Annotated in this window: 18 protein-coding genes; 11 read left to right on the top strand and 7 right to left on the bottom strand. The window is 69.4% G+C overall.

Going from position 1 to position 19599, the window contains the following annotated elements; translation table 11 throughout:
* The first annotated feature begins 157 nt into the window (after window positions 1-157).
* Complete coding sequence (locus tag BQ8420_RS14890) at window positions 158-802, top strand: TetR/AcrR family transcriptional regulator (protein WP_087099509.1); 645 nt, start codon at window positions 158-160, stop codon at window positions 800-802.
* A 58-nt stretch (window positions 803-860) separates the two neighbouring features.
* Complete coding sequence (locus tag BQ8420_RS14885; protein WP_087099507.1) at window positions 861-2021, top strand: alpha-hydroxy-acid oxidizing protein; 1161 nt, start codon at window positions 861-863, stop codon at window positions 2019-2021.
* Window positions 2022-2132: 111 nt separating this feature from the next.
* Here the strand turns inward: BQ8420_RS14885 and BQ8420_RS14880 are convergent, their stop codons facing one another.
* Complete coding sequence (locus BQ8420_RS14880; RefSeq protein ID WP_087099505.1) at window positions 2133-3572, bottom strand: XRE family transcriptional regulator; 1440 nt, start codon at window positions 3570-3572, stop codon at window positions 2133-2135.
* A 217-nt stretch (window positions 3573-3789) separates the two neighbouring features.
* On the opposite strand from BQ8420_RS14880, the gene aceA reads away from it, so the two are divergent.
* Complete coding sequence (gene aceA / locus BQ8420_RS14875) at window positions 3790-5088, top strand: isocitrate lyase (RefSeq protein ID WP_087099503.1); 1299 nt, start codon at window positions 3790-3792, stop codon at window positions 5086-5088.
* 268 nt (window positions 5089-5356) lie between these two features.
* Window positions 5357-6196, top strand: coding sequence for a CPBP family intramembrane glutamic endopeptidase (locus tag BQ8420_RS14870; RefSeq protein WP_087099513.1), 840 nt, complete (start codon window positions 5357-5359; stop codon window positions 6194-6196).
* Between the two features lie 25 nt (window positions 6197-6221).
* Here the strand turns inward: BQ8420_RS14870 and BQ8420_RS14865 are convergent, their stop codons facing one another.
* The gene (locus tag BQ8420_RS14865) at window positions 6222-7442 is read right to left on the bottom strand and encodes a DUF418 domain-containing protein (RefSeq protein WP_235006222.1); all 1221 of its coding nucleotides are present in this window, start codon (window positions 7440-7442) and stop codon (window positions 6222-6224) included.
* A 439-nt stretch (window positions 7443-7881) separates the two neighbouring features.
* On the opposite strand from BQ8420_RS14865, the gene BQ8420_RS14860 reads away from it, so the two are divergent.
* Window positions 7882-9042: a sensor histidine kinase gene (locus tag BQ8420_RS14860; protein ID WP_087099501.1), complete on the top strand. Its 1161-nt coding sequence runs from the start codon at window positions 7882-7884 to the stop codon at window positions 9040-9042.
* A gap of 16 nt (window positions 9043-9058) precedes the next feature.
* Entirely contained in the window at window positions 9059-9661 is a 603-nt protein-coding gene (locus tag BQ8420_RS14855; RefSeq protein ID WP_087099500.1) for a DNA-binding response regulator, read from the top strand.
* Window positions 9662-9679: 18 nt separating this feature from the next.
* Here BQ8420_RS14855 and BQ8420_RS14850 read toward each other — a convergent pair whose 3' ends face one another.
* Window positions 9680-10945 (bottom strand): MFS transporter, encoded by a 1266-nt coding sequence (locus BQ8420_RS14850; RefSeq protein WP_087099497.1) that lies wholly within the window; start codon window positions 10943-10945, stop codon window positions 9680-9682.
* Between the two features lie 168 nt (window positions 10946-11113).
* Here BQ8420_RS14850 and BQ8420_RS14845 point away from each other — a divergent pair, with 168 nt between their 5' ends.
* Window positions 11114-11815, top strand: a complete 702-nt coding sequence (locus tag BQ8420_RS14845; protein ID WP_087099495.1) for a FadR/GntR family transcriptional regulator — start codon at window positions 11114-11116, stop codon at window positions 11813-11815.
* Window positions 11816-11894: 79 nt separating this feature from the next.
* Here the strand turns inward: BQ8420_RS14845 and BQ8420_RS14840 are convergent, their stop codons facing one another.
* The 3 genes from BQ8420_RS14840 to BQ8420_RS14830 all read right to left on the bottom strand — a co-directional run bounded on the left by BQ8420_RS14840 (window position 11895) and on the right by BQ8420_RS14830 (window position 14689).
* Window positions 11895-12656, bottom strand: a complete 762-nt coding sequence (locus BQ8420_RS14840) for an RraA family protein (protein WP_087099493.1) — start codon at window positions 12654-12656, stop codon at window positions 11895-11897.
* Between the two features lie 181 nt (window positions 12657-12837).
* A complete protein-coding gene (gene folP, locus BQ8420_RS14835; RefSeq protein WP_200815945.1) occupies window positions 12838-13707 on the bottom strand; it encodes a dihydropteroate synthase in 870 nt (289 codons plus the stop codon).
* Between the two features lie 73 nt (window positions 13708-13780).
* Window positions 13781-14689 (bottom strand): Lrp/AsnC family transcriptional regulator, encoded by a 909-nt coding sequence (locus BQ8420_RS14830; RefSeq protein WP_087099489.1) that lies wholly within the window; start codon window positions 14687-14689, stop codon window positions 13781-13783.
* A gap of 465 nt (window positions 14690-15154) precedes the next feature.
* Here BQ8420_RS14830 and BQ8420_RS14825 point away from each other — a divergent pair, with 465 nt between their 5' ends.
* From BQ8420_RS14825 to BQ8420_RS14815, 3 genes are all read left to right on the top strand, one after another.
* Complete coding sequence (locus BQ8420_RS14825) at window positions 15155-16690, top strand: LCP family protein (RefSeq protein WP_087099487.1); 1536 nt, start codon at window positions 15155-15157, stop codon at window positions 16688-16690.
* A gap of 96 nt (window positions 16691-16786) precedes the next feature.
* Window positions 16787-17539 (top strand): cell wall anchor protein, encoded by a 753-nt coding sequence (locus BQ8420_RS14820; protein ID WP_087099485.1) that lies wholly within the window; start codon window positions 16787-16789, stop codon window positions 17537-17539.
* Window positions 17540-17735: 196 nt separating this feature from the next.
* On the top strand, window positions 17736-18518 hold the full coding sequence (locus BQ8420_RS14815; protein ID WP_087099483.1) for a hypothetical protein: 783 nt from the start codon (window positions 17736-17738) through the stop codon (window positions 18516-18518).
* 97 nt (window positions 18519-18615) lie between these two features.
* Here BQ8420_RS14815 and BQ8420_RS14810 read toward each other — a convergent pair whose 3' ends face one another.
* Entirely contained in the window at window positions 18616-18825 is a 210-nt protein-coding gene (locus tag BQ8420_RS14810) for a dodecin (RefSeq protein ID WP_087099480.1), read from the bottom strand.
* Window positions 18826-19377: 552 nt separating this feature from the next.
* Between BQ8420_RS14810 and BQ8420_RS14805 the strand changes: the two genes are divergently transcribed.
* On the top strand, window positions 19378-19590 hold the full coding sequence (locus tag BQ8420_RS14805; protein WP_087099479.1) for a hypothetical protein: 213 nt from the start codon (window positions 19378-19380) through the stop codon (window positions 19588-19590).
* Window positions 19591-19599 lie beyond the last annotated feature (9 nt).

The raw sequence follows: 19599 nt of genomic DNA, 5'->3' as shown, positions 1-19599 counted from the left end.
CTCTATTCGTCGGCAGCGTCTGATGTGTATTAGAGACAGCGCTAGTCCACTCCCTCCGCAAGGGTGTATTCCTCCTCGACGTCAGTGTTCCGGCACCATCTTCATGGAAACCACCGACAGAACCACCCTCCCGCCCCGGGCCGGCTAGCGTGGGGGCATGAGCGAACCACGCGTCGAACTCGTGCGCTCCTGGCGGGGCACCCCTCCCCGGGAACGCCAGGAGACCCGCAGGCGGCAACTCCTGGAAGCCGGGCTGGAGGTGTTCGGCTCCGAAGGGTTCCGTGCGGCCACGGTCGGCCGGATCTGTCGAGAGGCGGCGCTGACCAACCGCTACTTCTACGAGCACTTCAGCGACAGGGAGGCCGCCCTGCGCGCGGTCTACGACGGACTGGTGGAGGAAGCGTTCCAACGGGTCGCGGAAACGCTGCGGGGCGGCGACGGTCCCCTGGAAGCGCGGGTGATGGCGGCGGTCGACACCTACCTCTCCTTCTCCATGGAGGACCCGCGTCGACCCCGGGTGATCTCGGTGGAGAGCGTGGGGGTGAACCCGGCCATGGAGGCGCACCGGCGAGGGGTACGCCATCGGATGGCGGACCTGTTCGCACAGGAGTACCGGCGCTCGGTCCGGGCGGGCACGGCGGTGGACCGGCCCTTCGACAAGCAGGCTCTGGCCCTGGTGGGCGCGGCCAACGAGCTGGTCATCGACTGGGTGTTGAGCGACCGCTCCCGCACCCGGGAGGAACTGTCGGAGGACATGGCCGGGGTGTTCGTGCCGGTGTTGAGAGAGCGACGGACTTCTTGACACACTCCTGTGTCAACTTGGATGATGCGGGTCACACCCGTACCCCTCGGAGGCGTCCATGGCACCGCGTTACGGCGACTACCAGCTGGAGATCTACCTCAACGGCCTGACCGGGGTGCTGCCGAAATACCCCATGACCTCCGCCGAGCTGGAACGCAGGGCGAAGGAGGCGTTGCCGCCGTCGGTGTGGTCCTACGTCGCGGGCGGCGCGGGCGACGAGCGCACCCAGGACGCCAACGCCACCGCCTTCGAGCACTGGGGCCTGTACCCGCGCATGTTCGTGGGAGCCGCCGAACGGGACACCTCGGTGGACCTGTGCGGAATCGAACTCCCCTCCCCCGTGATGATGGCCCCGGTGGGTGTGGTGGGCCTGTGCTCCCAGGACGGGCACGGCGACCTGGCCACGGCGGAGGCGGCGGCCAGGACGGGTGTTCCGATGATCGCCTCCACCCTGTCCCAGGACCCGATGGAGGAGGTGGCGGCCCGGTTCGGGGACACTCCCGGGTTCTTCCAGCTCTACACGCCGACGGACCGGGAACTGGCGGTGAGCCTGGTCCAGCGTGCGGAGAGGGCCGGGTTCCGGGGCATCGTGGTCACCCTGGACACCTGGATCACCGGCTGGCGTCCACGCGACCTGTCCACCTCGAACTTCCCGCAGCTGCGCGGCCACTGCCTGGCCAACTACACCTCCGACCCGGTCTTCCAGGAGCGGGTGGGCAAGGACGCGGCACCGGACGCCGTGGTGGCGCACTGGGCCGGCATCTTCGGAAACCCGCTGACGTGGGACGACCTGGAGTGGTTGCGCTCGTTGACGGACCTGCCGCTGATCGTCAAGGGCGTCTGCCACCCCGACGACGCACGGCGCGCGGCGGACGGGGGCGTGGACGCCATCTACGTGTCCAACCACGGGGGCAGGCAGGCCAACGGCGGTATTCCGGCGCTGGAGTGCCTGCCGGATGTCGCCGCCGCCACCGACCTGCCGATCATCTTCGACTCGGGGGTGCGGTCGGGTTCGGACGTGGTCAAGGCCCTGGCGTTGGGCGCGACGACGGTCGCGGTGGGCCGCCCGTACGTGTACGGGCTGGCATTGGGCGGAGCGGACGGGGTGGTCCACGTCCTGCGGTCGATGCTGGCCGAGGCCGATCTGCTCATGGCGGTGGACGGCTACCCGTCGCTGGCCGACCTGACCCCGGCGGCGCTCAAGGACCTGCGGGCTTGACCTTCCACCGGACATGACGAAGGGCCGGCGCGTGGGCGCCGGCCCGTGGCGTCATGGTTCCTATGTGGGTTTCTCGCCAACGCGGCGAGGTGCCGTGCCGAAGGCGGCGGGTCACTCGACGTTGTGCTTCTCCAGGAACGTGTAGACGTCGTGTTCGTCCACGCCGGGGAAGGCACCCGAGGGCAGCGCGGACAGCACGTGGGAGTGGGCTCGGGCCGAGGGCCACACGTTGCCCTCCCACTTGCCAGCCAGCTCGGCGGGCGGGCGCACGCAGCACTCTCCGCTGGGGCAGTTGGACTTGGTGCGGTTGGTGGTCTCACGCCCGCGGAACCAGCGCGACTCCTTGTAGGGCACGCCCAGGGTGATGGCGAAGTTGCGCTCCCCGCTGGGGTCGACGTGCGCTACGCACCAGTGGGTGCCGTTGGGCTTGTCGGTGTACTGGTAATAGATCGAGTACCGGTCGGGTGACTGGAAGACCTGCCGTCCCGACCACTGGCGGCACATGCGCTGACCTTCGATGGCGCCGGAGTCATCGGTGGGGAAGATGAGCCCGTCGTTCTCGTAGGCCTTGTAGATAATGCCGGTCTCGTCGTTGCGGATGAAGTGGCAGACCAGGTCCAGGTGGCGGTGGGCCAGGTTGGTGAACCGGTGCGCGGCCATCTCGTAGGAGACGGAGTAGACGTCGCGCAGGTCCTCCACGGACAGGTCGCGGGCCTGCTTGGCCTCTTGGAGGTAGGGGACGGCGGTGGTCTCGGGGATGAGCACGGCCGCGGCGAAGTAGTTGGCCTCCACCCGCTGACGCAGGAAGTCGCCGAAGTCGCGGGGTTGGGCGTGCCCGAGGATCACGTGGCCCAGGGTCTGCAGGAGGATCGTGCGCGGGCTGTGCATGCCCAGGCTGGTCTCGCGCTTGAGGTAGATGCGCCGGTTGACGTGGTCGGTGAGGGAACGCACCGAGCGCGGCAGGTCCTGCACGTACTTCAGGGAGAAGCCGTGGTGGGTGGCGATCGAGAGGATCTGCCCCTGGGAGATGGGCCCCGCGGTGTAGTTGACGGCGGCGAGGGTCTCGGCGGCGGCGCGTTCGATGTTCTCGAAGTAGTTGCCGCGCTCGCGCATCTGCCGGCGCAGGTCGGCGTTGGCCCGACGGGCCTCCTCCGGGGTGGCCGTGGGCTTGGCGTGACGCCGCTTGAGTTCGTCGTAGAGACCGACGATGTGTTCGAGGACGTCGTTGGGGACCCGCTTGCCGACCTTCAGGTGCGGGAGGTTGAGGCCTTGGTAGAGGGAGTCGCGCTGGGCCTCCTCCACGGAGATCTCCAGCTGCGCCCGACGGCTCGGGGGCTGCTTGGAGAGAAGTTCTTCGATGGACACCCCGAGGGACGCCGCCAGGGCTGTGAGAAGAGAGAGCTTGGGTTCACGTTTTCCGTTCTCCAGCAGCGAGAGCTGCGAGGGGGCCCGGCCGACGCGTTCTCCCAGGTCGGAGAGGGTCATCCCGCGTGCGCGACGGAGATGACGGAGCCTCTGACCAAAGGTGACGAGATCTAGGTCACCTGTCAAAGACGGTATTTCTTCAGCACCAAAGTACGCCATGGCTTCATCCTACGGAAAGAATCGACGATCTTCACCCGATTTCGAGTGGAAAAGTCTTGGATCTTGCTTAAGAATCATAGTTACCGGCGAGGAACTTACCGCCCAGGGCTTACCCCCTGGCCCGGGCAGGACCTTCTCGACCGGAGCGAACACCTTGGGGACTACACGTAAGGCGGGAACGAACATGAGCACCAGCGCTCGTCGTCAGGAAGCCAGCGCCGCGCTCCAGCGCGACTGGGAGACCAACTCCCGGTGGGCCGGCATCGACCGGACCTACTCCGCGGACGACGTGGTCAAGCTGCGCGGTTCCGTCACCGAGGAGCACACCCTGGCTCGCCGCGGCGCCGAGCGCCTGTGGGACCTGCTCCACACCGAGGACTACGTCAACAGCCTCGGCGCCCTGACCGGCAACCAGGCCGTCCAGCAGGTCCGCGCCGGTCTGAAGGCCATCTACCTCTCCGGGTGGCAGGTCGCGGCCGACGCCAACCTCGGCGGCCAGACCTACCCCGACCAGAGCCTCTACCCGGCCAACTCGGTCCCGTCCGTGGTCCGTCGCATCAACAATGCGCTCCTGCGCGCCGACCAGATCACCTGGTCCGAGGGTGACGACAGCGCCCCCGAGTGGCTCGCCCCGATCGTCGCCGACGCCGAGGCCGGCTTCGGTGGCACCCTCAACGCCTACGAGCTGATGAAGGGCATGATCGCCGCCGGCGCCTCGGGCGTCCACTGGGAGGACCAGCTGGCCTCCGAGAAGAAGTGCGGGCACCTGGGCGGCAAGGTCCTCATCCCGACCGGCCAGCACGTCAAGACCCTGAGCGCGGCCCGTCTCGCCGCCGACGTCGCCGGCGTCCCGTCCCTGGTCATCGCGCGGACCGACGCCCAGGCCGCGACGCTGATCACCAGCGACATCGACGAGCGCGACCAGCCCTACGTCACCGGTGAGCGCACCGCCGAGGGCTTCTACCGCTTCCGCAACGGTGTCGACGCCTGCGTCGCCCGTGGTCTGGCCTACGCGCCGCACTCCGACCTGCTCTGGATGGAGACCGCGACCCCGGACCTGGAGGTCGCCCGCGACTTCGCCGAGCGCATCAAGGCCGAGTACCCGGACCAGATGCTGGCCTACAACTGCTCGCCTTCCTTCAACTGGAAGCGTCACCTGGACGACGCGACCATCGCGAAGTTCCAGCGCGAGCTGGCCCACATGGGCTACAAGTTCCAGTTCATCACCCTGGCGGGCTTCCACTCGCTCAACTACTCGATGTTCAACCTGGCCAAGGGCTACGCCCAGAACGGGATGACGTCGTACGTCGAGCTGCAGGAGGCCGAGTTCGCGGCCGAGTCCCGTGGCTACACCGCGACCCGCCACCAGCGCGAGGTCGGCACGGGCTACTTCGACGCCATCAGCACGACCATCTCCCCCGAGGCCAGCACCACGGCTCTCACCGGTTCCACCGAGGAAGACCAGTTCTCAGAGGCTCACTGAGTCCGGTCTTCGTTTCCCCAGAGGTCGTCCCACCCCGCTTTCGTGGCTGGGGCGGGGCGGGACGACCTCTCCTCCCTAGCCGTCGGCCATACGCGGTCCGTGTCACACGCGTATGGCCGACGGCTTTTCCATGTGCGAGCTGCGTGCCGGAGGCCGGGGTGGGCATCGAGTTCAATGGAACTTCATCCCGGACGTGTGGGTCCCGGACCCGCTTCCACCGCGTTCCGACGCGCCCTCGCGTCCTCACCCACGCGGGTACATTCGACTCGTGACCGACAGAACCCGCCAGGACCCGAGCGAACCCACCCCTTCTCCGGCCGCCCCCGCAACGGCCGAGACCACGGTCCCGAATCTGCTGCCCGACCGCTCCCTGCTGCGCTGGGAGATCCTGTGCGTGCTCGCCCTGTCCCTGGGCGCTGCCGCGATCTCGGCGACCATCACCTTCCTCGGTGTGCTCACCGCGCCCGAGTCGATGGCCGACCAGACCGCGAACCTGATCCGCTCGCGCGCGGAGAACCGGCCCTGGCTGGACCTGTCGCTCCAGCTGTACGCGGTGGTCTTCGCGCTGGCCCCGGTCGCGTTGGTGGTGTACCTGCTGCACCGCACCGGTGAGTCGGCGCGCACCGTGGGCTTCGACCGACAGCGGCCCTGGTTCGACACCTGGAGCGGACTGCTGCTCGCGGGGGCGATCGGCGCCGGCGGCCTGGTGGTGTACCTGGTGTCGTGGCAGCTGGGGCTGACCCGCACCATCGTGCCCAGCACCCTGGAGGGTCACTGGTGGGAGATGCCCGTGCTGGTCCTGCAGGCCCTGAAGAACGGGGTCCTGGAGGAGGTGATCGTGGTCGGGTACCTGCTGCACCGGCTCGGTCAGCTGGGTTGGTCGCCGTGGAAGGCGGTGCTGGCGAGCTCGGTGCTGCGGGCGTTCTACCACCTCTACCAGGGGGTGGGCATGTTCTTCGGGAACCTGGTGATGGGGCTGGTGTTCGGGTGGTTCTACCTGCGCTACGGACGGGTGATGCCGCTGGTGGTGGCGCACACGGTGATCGACATCGTGGCGTTCGTGGGGGCGGTGTACCTGATCGGCCGGTTCGACTGGCTGCCGATGTGACCACGTGGCACCGCGGCCCGGGACATCAGCGCGGGGCGCGTCGGTAGGTGAGTCGGCGCAGCAGGGTCTCCGCCGGGCCGCGCCTTCCGGCGCGGTCCATCCAGTACGCCGCCACCACGGTGAGCAGCCAGGTGACCACGGCCACCAGCGCCGCCGACCAACTCGACAGGTGCGCGCCCAGCCCCAGTCCCCACGCCGCCAGGAACGGGGCGAACACCAACGACTGGGCGAGGTAGCCGCTGAGTGAGCGTCGGCCCAGGGCGACCAACGCGCGTACCGGGAGCGCGTCGCGGGTGCGGCGGGTGTCGATCCGGTGGACCAGGAGCCCGAAGAGCGCGGCGTAGCCCACCCCGGCGAAGATGCCGGTGTAGAAGTGCGCCCCGGCCAGGGCGGATTCGGGGACCGTGTCGAGGATCCCCAGGTGCCCCAGGGCCAGGGCCGCGCCGGTGGTCCAGCCGACCAGGATGCCCAGGAACGCGGTCCGGCGCAGCAGCGGCAGGTGGCGGGCGGGTTCCTCCAGGAGTCGGTGCCGGGCCGCGAGAAGCCCGATGAGGAAGGCCGTGGGCAGGGCGAGGGTGAACAGGCCGGAGAACAGGGTGAAGAGCCAAGTGGGGAAGCGGACCGCGGCGGAGGCCGCGTAGTCGCTCTCGGCGATGCTGAGCCGTTGCAGGTCGGCGGCCATGGCCCCGGAGGGTTCCACGAGCAGTGCGGAGACCGTCGAGAGGAGGGTGATCAGAGCCCCCAGGACCAGCAGGACCACCACCCAGACGCGAAGGGTGCGGTCGGTCCGGCCCAGGAACAGCGGCACCATGATGAGCCCGATGAGTCCGTAGACACCGACGATGTCGCCCTGCCACAGCAGGGTGGCGTGCACGGCCCCCAGGAGGATCATCCACAGGTGTCGGCGGCGCAGGAGGCGGCGTGCCGCCACGGGGCTCGTGCCGCGCGAGGTCTGTCGCGCGTACATCTGTCCGACCCCGTAGGCGAACAGGAACCCGAACATGGTGTGGGTGCGGGCGTCCACGACGATCACGGTCAGGGCCTGCGCGATCCGGTCGGCGATCCCTCCCTCGGTGGGATGCAGCGTGCTCATGCCCACGGGCGCGTCGTAGAGGAACCAGGGCACGTGGGCCAGGGCGATCAGGAGGAGCATCGTGCCACGGGCGAGGTCCGGTGCCAGGGCGCGCTCGGAGACCGGGGTGGAGCGGACGGTGGTGGGCGGGGCGTCGGTGCGACGGAGTGTCAAGGTGCTGGGCTCCGGGTCGAGGGTTTCGAGGTCATGTGGCCACGTCAGCCTTCACCCGTGACGCCATGTCACTGATGGGAATGTCGGACCGGTGTGGCACGCTCCCGGAACCGTGTTCTGGATCCTGGACGAACCGGGCGGGGAGTTCTGCGTGGTGTGAGTACGCGATGCCGGGTCGATGGCGCGGTTCCCAGGAGCGCGTACAGCTCGCCTCGGCGTACGTGGAGGGACAGGTCCTTCGTTGAGGCGTTGGACGTCGATGACCGTTGTGTTCGACATGCTCCGATTACAGCCCCCGCGACACGCAGCGGTCAGTGCCACCGTGTCAGGACCCGGCCGTGACTTTTCCCAGTGCGCGGGCATGACGTGGTGTCACTGGTGGCGCCGGTGCGCGACCTGAATACTGGGGCTGCTCACACAACCCGGAAGGTCACCCGCGATGCCCGAACAGACCGAGGCGACACCGCGTCAACTGCGCAGGCTCAACGTCAGCGTCGTGACGGCGGCGCTGTCCGCCACCGGCGCGCTGTTGGTGATCACCGACACCGAGGTCTGGTGGCAGGCCCTCCTGCTGGCGGCGGGCCTGGCCACGGCGTTGTTCACCGTCAACTGGTCGGCGACGGACCAGCGGTTGCGGGTCCTGGTGCCGGGCCTGGTGGTGACCGCCGTGGTGTGGACGGTCGGGGTCCTGGTGGCCGGGACCCTGTCGGCCTCCTTCGGTCTGGCCATCGTCGGGACGTTGTTCGTCCAGCGGCTTACCCGCCACCGACGTGCCGCGGCCTTGACGCTGGTCGCCTTCGGTGTGGTGGTACTCGCCGCCATGCCCCTGACCTTGGGTCTCTCCCCCTTGGAGTTGCTCACCCACACTGTGGCCACCGTGTGCGTCGCGGTCACCGCAAGCGTCCTGACCTCCCTCATCCAAGTGGTGTCGACGCTCGTGGACGAACTGGAGCGGTCCCGTCAGCGCGAGGCCGATCTGGCGGTGGCCCGCGAGCGGGTGCGGTTCGCCGGCGACCTGCACGACATCCAGGGACACACCCTGCACGTGGTGAAGCTGAAGGTGACGCTGGCCCGCAAACTGCTGGACCGCGACCAGGGCGAGGACGATCGGGAACGGGCCGACCGGGAGCTGGGCGAGGTGCACGAACTGGTCGGCGACACCATCGCCAGGACCAAGGAGCTCGCCCACGCACAGCGGCGGCTCAACCTGTCCGCGGAGTTGGAGAACGCCGGCAACCTCTTCGAGGCCGCGGGGATCCGGGTGTCCATCGAACGCCGGGGCGAAGTCGATTCGCGGGTGGGTGAGATGCTCGGCCAGGTGCTGCGCGAGACGACCACCAACATCCTGCGGCACGCGCAGGCCGAACGGGTCCGGATCACGTTGGCGGAGCGGGGCATCACGATCGCCAACGACGGTGTTCGACAGGGGCCGGCCACCGAGCTGCGCGGCCTGGCGACGTTGCGCGAACGCGTGGGCGACCTGGGCGGGGAGCTGGTCGTGGAGCGCTCCGGTGGCGATTTCCTCACCGCGGCGACCTTCTCCGCGCCGAACACCGACCTCACCGGGGTCCGCGGCACCGTTTCGGACACCACCACCTGATTTGGAAGGACGATCGATGATCACCGTGGTCCTGGCCGACGACGAGGCCCTGCTGCGTTCGGCCCTGGCGGCGCTGCTGCCCATGGAGGGCGAGATCACCGTGCTCGCCGAGGCGGAGGAGGGCGGATCGGCCGTGGAGGCGACCTTGTCGCACCGGCCCGACGTGCTCGTCATCGACTTGGAGATGCCGGGGGTGGACGGGCTCGACGCGGTGGCTCGGATCCGCCGCGAACTGCCGGGGCAGGTGATCCTCATGCTCACCCGGCACGCCCGTCCCGGTGTGCTGCGTCGTGCCCTGAAGCTGGGTGTGCAGGGGTTCGTCAGCAAGTCCGCGGACCCGGCGCACATCGCCACGGTCGTGCGGAACCTGCACGAGGGGCGTCGGTGGGTCGACCCGGACGTGTCGGCCCTGGCTGTCATCGACGACAACCCGTTGACCGACCGGGAGGTCGACGTGCTGCGGGTGACCGGCGAGGGTTACTCGGTCGCGGAGATCGCGGGGCGTCTGCACCTGGCCCAGGGCACGGTGCGCAACTACCTGTCCAGCGCGATGGGCAAGACGCAGACCCGGAGCCGGCACCAGGCGGCCCGTTACGCCCGGGAGCACGACTGGCTCTGACGGATGTCCGGGGCGGGGTCAGACCCGGGCGTCCCGTTCGGCGAGGACGTCCTCCAGGTAGCGGGGACGGCCCACCAGCAGGCCCACGAACAGGTTGAGGACGACGATGCCGATGATCATGGCCAGGGGGGCGTGCCAACCGCCGGTGAGTTCGTGCAGCAACCCGAAGAGGAAGGGCCCGGCGCCGCCCAGCAGGTAGCCGAGGCTCTGGCTGGAGGCGGACATGGCCGCGGTCCCCTCGGCGGTGCGGGTACGCACGGCGAAGATGGTCAGGGCCAGCACGAAGCTGCCCATGCCCACCCCGATGAGGGTGGTCCACACCCAGGTGCCCGCCAGCGGTGAGACCCACAGACCGATGAACCCGGCCAGGTAGGCGACGACGAACAGCACCACGAAGGGGCGTTGGTCGCGCACGCGCACGATGAGCGTGGGCATCACCAGGGACATGGGGATGCCCAGGGCGGTGAGGTAGGCCAGCATCACCCCCGCGGACTGGGCGTCCAGGCCCTGGTCGCGCAGCATCTGGGCGAACCAGCCGAACATGATGTAGGCGATGGAGGACTGGGTGCCGAAGTACAGCACCCCCTGCCATCCCAGGCCGGTGGACAGGACCCGGCGGGGTCCGATCGCGCGGCCGTTTCCGCCCAGGGCGGGTTCGTGGAGCAGCACCAGCAGCCAGGGCAGCAGGGCGACCAGACCGAAGAGGGCGTAGACGCCGATGGCCACGCGCCACTCGCCGGTGGCCTCCTCCAGGGGCACGGTGGTGGCGGCGGCGATGGCGGTGCCGACGGCCAGGCCGGTGGTGTAGACGGTGGTCATCAGACCGACCCGGTGCGGGAAGTGCTGCTTCACCAGGGCCGGGAGGATGACATTGCCGACCGCGCCACCGCTCAGCGCGACGACGCTCAAGGCGATGAACAGCCAGGGTTCGGGAGCCAGGGCGCGGGCGACGAGACCGAGGGTGAGCGCGGTCAGCGCGTACACGAGCAGGTGATGGGAGCCGAGCCTGCGGGAGAGCGTCGGGGTGAGTCCGCCCAGGAGCGCGAAGCACAATACGGGCAGGGTCGTGAGCAGGCCGGCGCCCACCGCGCTCATGCCCAGACCACGGGTGACCTCGTCAAGGACGGGCCCCACGCTGGTGATGGCGGTGCGCAGGTTGAGTGCGGCCAGTGCGATGGCGACGGCGACCAGGAGCAGAGCCTTGCGCGGAAGCGCTGAGGCGGTTTCGGTCCCGGCCGCGGTGGGATTTTGGGGAGGTGTTATGCGCGTAGGGGTGGCGCTCATGGGACGCGGCTCACATAATCGTAGGATGACCCTATGTACTTCATGAGGATAACGCATTGCCCGTGAGGGCCTATTCCCACGCCCGACTGGTCTAGGCTCCCTCCTTAACCGTTCCATACCTGTGCGCTGGCCCTGTCATCCGGCGACCCGCCCCTAGGAGGTATACGCGTGCCCCTCGCCTCTACACGCCGGACCGGCCTGGTCGACCAGGTCATCAGTCAGCTACGAGCCCAGATCGACTCCGGTGAATGGGGTGTGGGCGACCGCATCCCCACCGAATCCGAGCTGTCCGAGCAGCTCGAAGTCGGTCGCAACACCGTCCGCGAGGCCGTCCGGGCGCTGGCCCACGCGGGCCTGTTGGAGATCCGTCAGGGCGCGGGCACCTTCGTGCGCGCCTCCAGCGAGCTCGGTGGCGCTCTGCGCAGGCGCCTGGAGCGCTCCCGGCTGCGGGAGAACCTGGAGGTTCGGCGCGCCCTGGAGGTCGAGGCCGCGCGGCTGGCGGCGCTGCGCCACAGCGAAGAGGACATGGCCGACATCGACCGGTCCATGGCCCTGCGCGAGGAGGCGTGGCGGGCCCGCGACATGGGCGCGTTCGTGGAGGCGGATTTCACCTTCCACCGGGCGGTGGTCAACGCCACCCACAACACGTTGCTCATCGACCTGTACGACGACATCGCCCAGGTGGTCTACGCGAGCATCGCGCACACCGCCTATGAGCAGAGCGACGAGGCGGCAGAGCAGCCCTCCTCCGCCACCGAGGGGATCGACCACAGCAAGCTGACCGAGGCGGTGCGCGACGCGGACCCGATACGGGCGGCCCGCGAGGCCACCTGTTACATCGACGAGCTGCTGTCCCTCACCGAGGACTGACGCCGCCACCGATCGACGCACACGAGGGCCCCGGGACCGAACACGCGAGTCGTGTCGTCCCGGGGCCCTCGTCCTCTCACTAGTGGTCCCCGCCGTAGACGTCGGTGACCGCGGAGCAGGAGCCGCGGCGCGACCGCATCGCGGGGTGCTCGCCACCGCGCACGTCCCGACGCGGGTTGAGCGCGCGCGAGCGACTGCGGTGGGCGGCGAGGTCGGCCGGCCGACCGGTGTCCCCCTCCCAACCGGTGACCCGCGAGGGGTCCAGGCCCAGCAGGTCCAGGGTGCTCTCCCCCGCACTCACGGCGTCGATGATCTCGCGTTCTCGGGAGATGCTGCTCATGGTGTCGGCGATGATGGCGCTGACCTGGCCGCGCGGCAGGCAGACCACTCCGTCGTCGTCGGCGACGATCCAGTCGCCGCGGCGGACCGACAGCGGGACGGGGCCGGTGGCCTCCATGGTGATCTGACGGCCCACCGAACCTCCGGCGTCGTGTCCGGCTTCGCGGACCGAGACCCCGGCGCCGAAGACGGGGAGTTCGCAGTGGGCGATGGCGGCGACGTCGCGCACGCAGCCGTCCAGGACGATGCCGACGACGCCCCGGGTGCGGGCGGCCACGGCGAGGATCTCGTCCACGTAGCCGTACTCGGGCTCGCCCGCCACGTCCACGATCAGCGCGGAGCCGGGTGGGGCCTGGGCGACGGCCACGTGCAACGCGAGGTTGTCCCCTGGGGCACAGCGCACCGGGAAGGCGGTCGCGGCGAACGCGGCCCCCGGCCAGACGGAGAAGAGGTGGGTACCGAACGGTCGGCCCCCGCTTCGGGCCAGCGCCACCGTTCCCACAGCCGTCAACGTCTTCGCAAGCGCCATGTCAGCCTCCAGTACACCCGCGCCCAGTGCGGCCGGCTCGAACCGGCCTCTTCCATACTCACGGGTAACTTAAGCGTGACGCAAGCCATACGGGAGGGAAACACGTAAAAATGTTACCGGTGGTTACACGGATGGCCGGAACGGACGCCCGCTCCTACCCCGTCGCACCGACCGCGGCCACCGCGTCCAGGGCCACCCGCGCCGCCGCCACGTCGTGCACCCGGAACACCCGCGCGCCCTCGCGTGCCGACACCGCCAACGTGGCGAGCGTGCCCTCTCCCCGCTCGGTCAGCCCGACCCCCAGGGTCTCCCCCACGAAGTCCTTGTTGGAGACCGCCACCAGGACCGGCCACCCGGTCGCGGCGAGCTCGCCCAGCCGCCGGGTGAGTTCCAACGACTGATAGGTGTTCTTGCCGAAGTCGTGTGTGGGGTCGATCATCACCCCGTCGGGACGCACCCCCAGGGAGACCGCGCGTTCGGCCAAGGCGCACACACCGTCGATCACGTCGGCCACCACGTCGTCGTAATGGACGCGGTGCGGGTCGGTGCGCGGGGCCAGGCCACCACTGTGACTGCACACCAGCCCGGTGCCGTACTCGGCGGCCACCCGCGCCAGGTCGGGGTCGGCGCCGGCCCAGGTGTCGTTGATCATGTCCGCACCGGCCTCGGCGCACGCGCGCCCCACCCCCGCGCGCCAGGTGTCCACCGAGATGACCACGTCGGGGTGGCGCCCGCGCAGTTCGCGCACGAACGAAACCGTGCGCCGGATCTCCTCGGCCTCGTCCACGTGCGCGCCGTAACCGGCCTTGACCCCGCCCACGTCGATGACGTCCACCCCCGCCGCCACGGCGTGGTCGGCGGAGGCCAACGCGGCTTCCAGGGCGTAGGTGGCGCCCCGGTCGTAGAAGGAGTCGGGGGTCCGGTTGATCACCCCCATCACCGCGAACCGGTTCCCCGCGTACGTGTGCGAGCGCAGTCGCAGCGTCCCTGTCCCCTCCGGCACCGCCGGACCACCTGTCACCATGGCCCCATCTTCGGCCATGGCCACGCGCGATGACCAACCGGGACGGTCACCGGAAGGACCGGACGCGGGCGGCTCAGTCCGGGGTCCAGGCCTCCGGTCGTTCACCGCCGCGACGTTCCTTGCGCACCCGCAGATGCTCCCAGGTCTCCACGTGGCCGACGCCCATGGTGGCGCGGATGGTCTCCAACGCCTCCACCAAACGGCAGCGATCGGGGGCCGTGAGCCTGCCGACCACGTCGTAGCGCCCGAACCCGCTCGCCAGGAAGGAGACCCGGGCCATGTTCGCCAAGGCGCTGCCCAGCGCGTCGGCGTCGCCCCGACAGTGCAGCCCGAAACCGAGCTGCTCGTTGGAGCCCACCGCCGTGGGGTCGACCAGGGCGGTCACGTGCACCACCCCGGAGCCGAGCAGACGCACCACCCGGGAACGGGCGGCCGCCTGGGACAACCCCACCTGACGCGCCAGGTCCGCGTACGAGGCCCTGCCGTCCTTGAGGAGTCTGCGGACCAGCCGCCAGTCCAACGCGTCCAGTTCTATGTCGTGGAGTTCGCGCACACTGCTGTGGGCGTCCTTGTACACGGCGTTGGCACGGAACACCTCCGCGCTCTCCACCCCCGACAGCGAGCGCAGGTGCGACATCTCCTTGGTGAGCGCCGCGTCGTCGGCCACCCGCACCTGCGCGACGGCGGGAAAGCGCCCGGCCGTCTGTGCCGCGAAGGTCACCGCCTCTCGTTCCTCCAGAGCCTCCAGGACCGGTTCGACCGGTCCGCCGATCCGGAAGGACACGTGGCCGAGGACCTCCATGCCCACCACGCCGGCGTGCAAGACACCGACGATCCTGATCGCCCCCGACTGGACGAGTTGCCGTACACGAGCGCGCACCGCGGTCCGTGACAGACCGACGCCGTCGGCCAGTGCCTGGAATGTCGCTCTGCCGTCCCCCTGCAACGCGCGCATGAGCGCCGCGTCAACCGCATCGAGCACGATGCCTGCCTTTCGTTCCCATGTCGTCGTCCATTCCCCCGAACGACGCCCCCTCCTCCGGCCAGATCATCGCAGTTGTGAAGCCCTCGCAACTACTGATCGCCAAAGAAATCGGTTGATTCACCCCTTTGACCGGCCGGGAGGGGTTGCCAATGCCCCATCGGCCTCCTCCCGACCACATAACAGACTTGTATAGAACATCCCTTGAGACGGGTACGCAGTGCATACAACCTCCACAAAGCGCCACACTGAACGGACGGGCCCGGGTGCGACCTCCGGGGACGCACGGGGATCATGGGATCCCGACCCGGTGACTTCGGCGCGAGTGTCGGAACCGTGGAGGCGTTCCCGAGCGTGTAACCCAGAAGAGGCACAACTGAAGGTGACCGCCACCCCGAACCGTGGTGTGGGCACGAGACCAGTACGGGACTGACCCGATCGTCCCTTGGTGTGAGAGGAATGCCGGTGGCAGCGGAGGACGAGCGGCGGGATGAGGCGCCCACGCGCCGGAGCGGGCGCCCGGGTACGGGTGGGGCGCTGCTGTGGACCGCCGTGTCGGTTCCCTTCCCGGGAGCGGCACACCTGCGCATGGGGCGACGGAAGGCGGGCGCCCTGCTCTTGGGCGTCTACCTCCTGGGGATCGCGGCCCTGGTGCTGTGGGCGCTCCGGTTGGGCGCGCACGAGTCCGGCCCCATGACGGTGCTGGCCGGGATGGCCGTGCAGGACATGTGGTTGCTGGGCGCGATGGGCGCGGTGTTCGTGGTCGCGATCCTGTGGATGAGCGTGATCGTGCACTCGTGGGTGATCACCCGTCCCGAGGGCAAGGGGCGGGGCCGGCGCGTGGTCGGCGCTCTCACCGTGCTGCTGCTGTGTCTGACCGTGGCCGCGCCCTCCGCGTGGGCGCTGCACGCCGGGTACACCGCCTACGAGACGCTGGGCTCGGTGTTCGGCGCCCCCGAACGCGAGGACCTGCCCCCGCACGACGCCGCCGATCCCTGGTACGGGGCGGACCGGGTCAACGTGCTGCTGATCGGTGCGGACTCGGGCGACAACCGCTACGGGACGCGCACCGACACGATGATGCTGGCGAGCGTGGACACCCACACCGGTGACACCGTGTTGGTGGGTATGCCGCGCAACCTGGAGAACATCCGTTTCCCCGAGGACAGCGCCCTGGCCGAGCGCTACCCCGAGCCGTACGGGTTCGACCTGCTGCTCAACGACGTCTACCAGACGGTCGCCGAGGAACCGGACGAGCTGGCGTTCAACCCCATCGCCCCCGACCCGTCCGCGGACGCCCTCAAGAAGGTGATCGCGTACAACCTGGACCTGGACGTGGACTACTACGCCATGGTCGACATGATGGGTTTCCGGGACCTGATCGACGCGGTGGGCGGCATCGAGGTGCACATCGACGAACCCATCCCCTACGGCGTGCACGGCGGCGTACTGGAGCCGGGTCGGCAACAGCTGAACGGGCACGACGCGCTCTGGTACGGCCGCTCCCGGGTCAACAGTGACGACTACGGGCGGATGGGTCGCCAGGGCTGTCTGATCAAGTACGTCGCCGAGCAGGTGGAACCGTCCACGGTGCTCACCAGCTACCGGCGCCTGGCCGGGGCCACCAAGCGGACCCTGAGCACCGACATCCCCCAGTCCAAGGTGCCCGCCTTCATCGAACTGGCCGACCTGGTCACCGACGAGGGTTCCATGAGCGCCCTCCAGCTCTCACCGCCCCAGGTCAACACCGGCAACCCGGACTGGGAGCTGATCCAGGAGCTGGTCCTGGAGGCCATCGAGAACAGCGCCGAAGGGGACGAGCTGCCCGACGAGCCCTCGGCGGAGGCCTCCGAAGAGGAGGACGAGGAGTCCTCCGAGGAGGAGTCGCAGGACGAGCGGACCGAGTGGCAGGACTACACCGGTCTGGACGAGGAGTCCCCGGCCGACCCGGGTCGCCAGGTCGGTTCGGAGGCCGGCGACCTCGACGCCCTCTGCCCCTGACGGAACGGGCCAAACCTCGCTCGGGTGCGATGACCGGTCCCGGCCGGTCCCGCCCCGAGCGTTGCCAGACCCCCGATCGCGTGTGACCCTGGCGCCGTGACCGCCGCGCAGCTCTGGACCCTCGTAGCCCTCGGCGCCTTCCACGGACTACACCCCGGCATGGGCTGGTTGCTCGCGGTCGGCCGTGGCCTGCAGGAGGGCGGGCGCGCGCAGGTACTGCGCGCGTTGCCGGCGATCGCCGTGGGCCACGCGGGCAGTGTGGCGGTGGCCGCGGTGGCGATCACCGTGACGGGTTCGGTGACGGCCTCGGTGCTCTTCCCCGTGCTGGGCGGCGGGGTGATCGTGCTCGTGGGATTGGTGATGCTGCTGTCCCGGCGGCACTTCCACTGGCGCGAGGTGCGACTTCCACTGTGGCAGCTCACCGCCTGGTCGTTCCTGATGTCCTCGGCGCACGGCGCGGGCCTGATGCTGATGCCGGTGCTGGCGGGCGGGCTCTCGCACACCCATGTGGAGGGCGGCGACCACGGCGGGCACGGCGGACACGGGGCGATGTCGGCGTCCGAGAGTGCCGAGCCGGTGGATCCGGGGTCGGCGACGGCCGAGACCGGGACGGCCGGGGCGGCGGAGGCGGTCGAGGGCACCTGGAGTCTGTGGGACGCCACCCTGCTCGGATTGGCGGCGACCGGGGTGCACACCCTGGCGATGCTCGCCGCCGCGGGGGTGGCGGCGCTCATCGCCTACGACTTCCTGGGGGTGCACGCCCTACGTTGGAAGGGCGTCACCATGGACCGGATCTGGGCGCTCACGCTCGTCCTCGGTGGGCTCTTCGTCCTGTGGTCGGTGCTGTGAGCCGGATCGGCGGCCCTTCCCGCGGGGTTTCGACCACGAGGTCCCGACTTTGATCCCGGCCACATTCGGGAATGACTGGAAAGTCTGCCGTGTCCAATAAACGAAGTGCCTCTTCTTCGAGGCCGCGAGACACGTGCGCCAGGGACGAGAAGGCGACTGCCCGGTCGCCCGCCCTCGGCGTGGAGGGGCAGAGTCCATGACGCACAGAGCCGCCGCACCCGGACGCCGCTGGCACGGGGTCATCCTGTCGACGGCGATCCTGGCCGCGATGGCCGTGATCGCCGCCCTGGGCGCTTGGTGGGTGGTGAAGAACCAGGAGGACGTCTTCCCCGTCTCCACACCGTGGGGGCCGGACTGTTCCGTCTGGAACGGCGAGGACCAGGTCCGGCTCGACCGCGACCAGGCGCAGCGGGCCACCACCGCGGCGGCGGTGATCGCCCAGGGCGACGACGCCCCCGTCGAACAGCCCGATGTGGAGGACATCCCGGACGAGGTGATGCGGGTGCTCGTCGAGGGGCCGGAGGATGACGCCGGACCCTCACTGACCTGCCGTTACGGTGGCGAGGAGGTCGAGTTCGAGGAAGAACGCCCCTCCGGCATGACCCCGCGCACCGAGACCCTCAAGGCGGGTGTGGAGGAGCACTTCTCCGACACCAGCATCGGCGGGTACGTGGCCGGCGGCTACGACTCCGGGCACGGCGAGGGGTCGGCCCACTACGAGGGCCGCGCGCTCGACATCTTCTACCGGCCGGTCAACGAGGACAACCGCCGCGAGGGGTGGCTGATGGCGCACTGGCTCATCGCGCACGCCCCCGAATTCCAGGTCGACGTGATCATCTTCGACGACAAGATCTGGAGCACCCGCTACCCGTCGCTGGGGTGGCGCCACTACGAGGCCGATCCCGACAACGAGATCCTGCGTCACCTGGACCACGTGCACGTGGACGTGCTGCGCGGCCCCGATCCCTCCGAGGCCTGACCCTCACCAGGGAGCGGCGGAGCACCCGGGGGAAGGGCCCGAACCGATCGCTTCGGGCCCTTCCCGTCGTCGGTTCCCGTCGGGGCGGGACCCGCTCTCACTCCTCCAACCGGAAACCGAGTTTGAGGCCCACCTGGAAGTGGGCGACCTGACCTTCCTCGATGTGCCCGCGTACCTGGGTGACCTCGAACCAGTCGAGCCCGCGCAGCGTCGCCGAGGCCCGTTGGACACCATTGCGGATGGCCTGGTCGATACCGTCCGGTGAGGTGCCGACGATCTCGGTGACGCGGTAGGTGTGGTCGGTCATTGGGTGACCCCCTGCGTAGTCGGTTGCGGGGGCGGCGCGGACGCGGCCCCCGTTCCCTGCGTCCCCCCGATCCCCTCCGATCACACGTGGCCGCCCGAGATGACCGCTACGCCCGGGGTCCCTTTCCGAAACCGACGATCCACGACCTTTGTCGACTCTTTCCGGGGTCCATGGTCCCGGATGGGGCGGAATTGACCTCGGTGACCGGGGTGCACTCGGGGTGACACGGGGACGCGAGTGGGGAGTGGAGTGTCAGATTAGTCCTGACCTGGGACTGAAGACCCTATGGCGACGGGACTCTCCCGAGACAACGTCGTAACTGACTCTTGACGTACCCCGGGGGGCGGCGGTGTACATTGGGTTCTAGCGCTTCGGTCCCCCGTCGGAGCGCGGGACGATGTTCCGAGCCCCCGTTGGAACATCGTGTGCAACGCCGGGTGGTTTGCCCCCGTAACCACCCGGCGTTGCTTTTTGTCCGCTTCCGGTCGGCGCATACCCGCCCCTGGTCGTGGCTTGACCATCGGTTCCACTTGAACTCCTGGGGTTTCGGCATTGGGTGACACCACGAAGGACGCACACTGCTCTCGGAGGGACTGCCGTGCCCCCGCCGACTGGGCCCTGGTGTGGAACAACCCCAAGTTGCACACCCCCGACCGCCGCAAGGTGTGGGTGGCCTGCGACGAGCACCGCGACTACCTGGCGAACTTCCTGAACATGCGCGGCTTCCTGCGCGAGACCGTCCCCATGGACGAGTTCGAGGGCTGACACGCCCCG

The sequence above is a fragment of the Nocardiopsis sp. JB363 genome, assembly GCF_900143625.1.
Classification (GTDB): Bacteria; Actinomycetota; Actinomycetes; order Streptosporangiales; family Streptosporangiaceae; genus Nocardiopsis.
This window is presented reverse-complemented; position numbering and strand designations above follow the sequence as displayed.

Excerpts from the sequence above, each read along its gene's own strand:
- folP (WP_200815945.1), bottom strand. The coding sequence starts at position 13,707 with ATGGTGACAGGTGGTCCGGCGGTGCCGGAGGGGACAGGGACGCTGCGA.
- BQ8420_RS14850 (WP_087099497.1), bottom strand. The coding sequence starts at position 10,945 with ATGAGCGCCACCCCTACGCGCATAACACCTCCCCAAAATCCCACCGCG.
- BQ8420_RS14815 (WP_087099483.1), top strand. The coding sequence starts at position 17,736 with ATGACGCACAGAGCCGCCGCACCCGGACGCCGCTGGCACGGGGTCATC.
- aceA (WP_087099503.1), top strand. The coding sequence starts at position 3,790 with ATGAGCACCAGCGCTCGTCGTCAGGAAGCCAGCGCCGCGCTCCAGCGC.
- BQ8420_RS14885 (WP_087099507.1), top strand. The coding sequence starts at position 861 with ATGGCACCGCGTTACGGCGACTACCAGCTGGAGATCTACCTCAACGGC.
- BQ8420_RS14855 (WP_087099500.1), top strand. The coding sequence starts at position 9,059 with ATGATCACCGTGGTCCTGGCCGACGACGAGGCCCTGCTGCGTTCGGCC.
- BQ8420_RS14890 (WP_087099509.1), top strand. The coding sequence starts at position 158 with ATGAGCGAACCACGCGTCGAACTCGTGCGCTCCTGGCGGGGCACCCCT.
- BQ8420_RS14860 (WP_087099501.1), top strand. The coding sequence starts at position 7,882 with ATGCCCGAACAGACCGAGGCGACACCGCGTCAACTGCGCAGGCTCAAC.
- BQ8420_RS14810 (WP_087099480.1), bottom strand. The coding sequence starts at position 18,825 with ATGACCGACCACACCTACCGCGTCACCGAGATCGTCGGCACCTCACCG.